General features: G+C 66.0%; 1 protein-coding gene. It reads right to left on the bottom strand.

The genetic code is table 11. From position 1 onward, the window contains the following. Nucleotides 1-124: 124 nt before the first annotated feature. Entirely contained in the window at nucleotides 125-1,945 is a 1,821-nt protein-coding gene (locus tag CR470_RS37530) for a bifunctional metallophosphatase/5'-nucleotidase (RefSeq protein ID WP_097872200.1), read from the bottom strand. Nucleotides 1,946-2,131: the final 186 nt, after the last annotated feature.

Genomic DNA, 2,131 nt, shown 5'->3' with positions numbered 1-2,131 from the left:
GACAGAACCCCTCGACAAGGTTCATCGTCCCAGCTCAGAAGGCACTTTCGCGTTCACGCCCATGATCCGGACGGACTCCAAGTGAAAGCCCGAGGCTAGAACACCGACATCACAGGAAACGGCGTTACGGGAACACAGGCGCCCCATCACGCGTCAGCCGCCACCCCACCGAAGCGAACGCCGCCGGATCCACCGACCCCTTCTCCCGCACCCACCCGATGATCGTGTTCCGGATCTCGTCCGAATCCGCCCACACCTGCCGCGCACCCGGCACATGCGGGAAGTTCCCCCCACCACTCGCCCGGTAGTTGTTCACCGCGAACACGAACCGCGCCGCCGGATCGATCGCCTCCCCCTCGAAGGACAACCCCACGATCCGCGAACCCACCGGCCGCGCGATGTCGATGTCGTACGTCACCCCCGACACCGCGTCGTAGTTGTAGTCCGGAATCCCGTCCGCGTTCGTCAGCTTCGCCGTGTCCACCGGACCCCCCGCGGGCGTCCGCACGAAATACCGCGCCGAATACTCCAGGTACTCCTTCAACTGCGCACCCGTGAGCAGCCGCGCCTCCAGCGTGTTCTCGAACGGATACAGCCCCGCCGCGTCCTTGATCGTCACCTCGCCGGCCGGAATCCCCGCCGCACGCGAGAAACACGAAGCCTGCGACAGCACCGGCAACGCCGCGTACTCCCCACCCGCCAGCGCCGCCCTCACCGTCTCCGCCTGCACCTGGTTGATCAGATCGATGATCGGCTCGTCCTTCCACGGCGCGTCCGCCGTCGACATCGCCACCACCGACGTACCGATCACCTGATTGACGTACTCCACCACCTTGCGGTGCTCCGACCGCAGCAGCGACGTCACCTTCCGGTCCTCCGGCACCGTGTTGGAGTTCACCACCCGCGAACCGGCCTCCTCCACCATCCAGCGGCCCTTCTCCCACACCAGATCGAAATCGAACAGCGTCAGCCGCTGACCCCACTTCGCCGGCTCCGAGAGCACGACCCGCTTTCCGGTCTCCTTGTTCGTCACGAAGTGCTCGGCGATCTCCACATGCGCGTGCCCCACCAGAATCGCGTCGATCCCCGGCACCTGCTCCGCCACCAGAGCCGCCGCGTTCTCCACGTACGGCAACTGATCCCCCCACGACGACGTCCCCGAAGAACCCGAATGCGCCGAGACCAGCACCACGTCCGCACCCATCGACCGCAGCTTCGGCACCCACTTCGCCGCCTGCTCCTCCAGACCCGGGAACACCATCTTCCCGCCCACATGCGCCTTGTCCCAGATCGCGACACCAGGATTCGTCAACCCCAGCACCGCCACCCGCACATCACGCCCGTACGGCGTCCGCATCCGCTTGATGACATACGGGGCGAACGCCGGCCGCAACGTCTTCGCGTCCAGCGCATTCGCCCCGAGCAACGGAAAGTCGCACTGCTCCTCGAATTTCCGCAGCACCGGAATGCCGTAATTGAACTCGTGATTCCCGAGCGCAGCCGCGTCGTAACCGATCGCGTTCATCGCCCGCGCCATCGGATGCACCGGACCACGCCGCGCCGTGATCGGATCGACCTTCGCGTAGTAGTACGACAACTGCGTGCCCTGGATCGTGTCACCCGCGTCGATCAGCAACGTGTTCCCACGCCCCTTCTCCCGGCGCACCTGCTCCACCAACGTCGAGATCTTCGCCAGACCGACATCGTTGTGCGCGGCGTCGTCGTACTCCTTGCCCGTGAAGTAGTCCCAGTTGAAGACGTTCCCGTGCAGATCGGTCGTGCCCATCACCGTGAACGAGTACCGCTTCGCCAAACGCCCGTGACCGCGACCGCGCCCCTTCGCCTCCACCGCCCCGGCCGAGCCCACGACCGCCCCGCCCACCATCGCCACACCCGCACCGGCGGCAGCCGAACGGCCCAGAAACGTCCTACGGTTCAACGGCATCTCTTCACTCCTCGTTCAGTAGGGCAACGCGCGTAGATTCTGGCCCAGCGCCCACCCCGCACAACACCCCACGCAGGTTTCGATCCGATGACCACCCGACACACACCACGACGCACCACCCCCGTGCCACAGTGAACACATGACCCAGACCCCCGCACCCGCCCCCCACCACCCCTACGGAACCCC

This window comes from Streptomyces sp. rh34 (assembly GCF_002551245.1).
Classification (GTDB): domain Bacteria; phylum Actinomycetota; class Actinomycetes; order Streptomycetales; family Streptomycetaceae; genus Streptomyces.
This window is presented reverse-complemented; position numbering and strand designations above follow the sequence as displayed.

Coding starts and splice junctions, on each gene's coding strand:
- CR470_RS37530 (WP_097872200.1), bottom strand. CDS start 1,945: ATGCCGTTGAACCGTAGGACGTTTCTGGGCCGTTCGGCTGCCGCCGGT.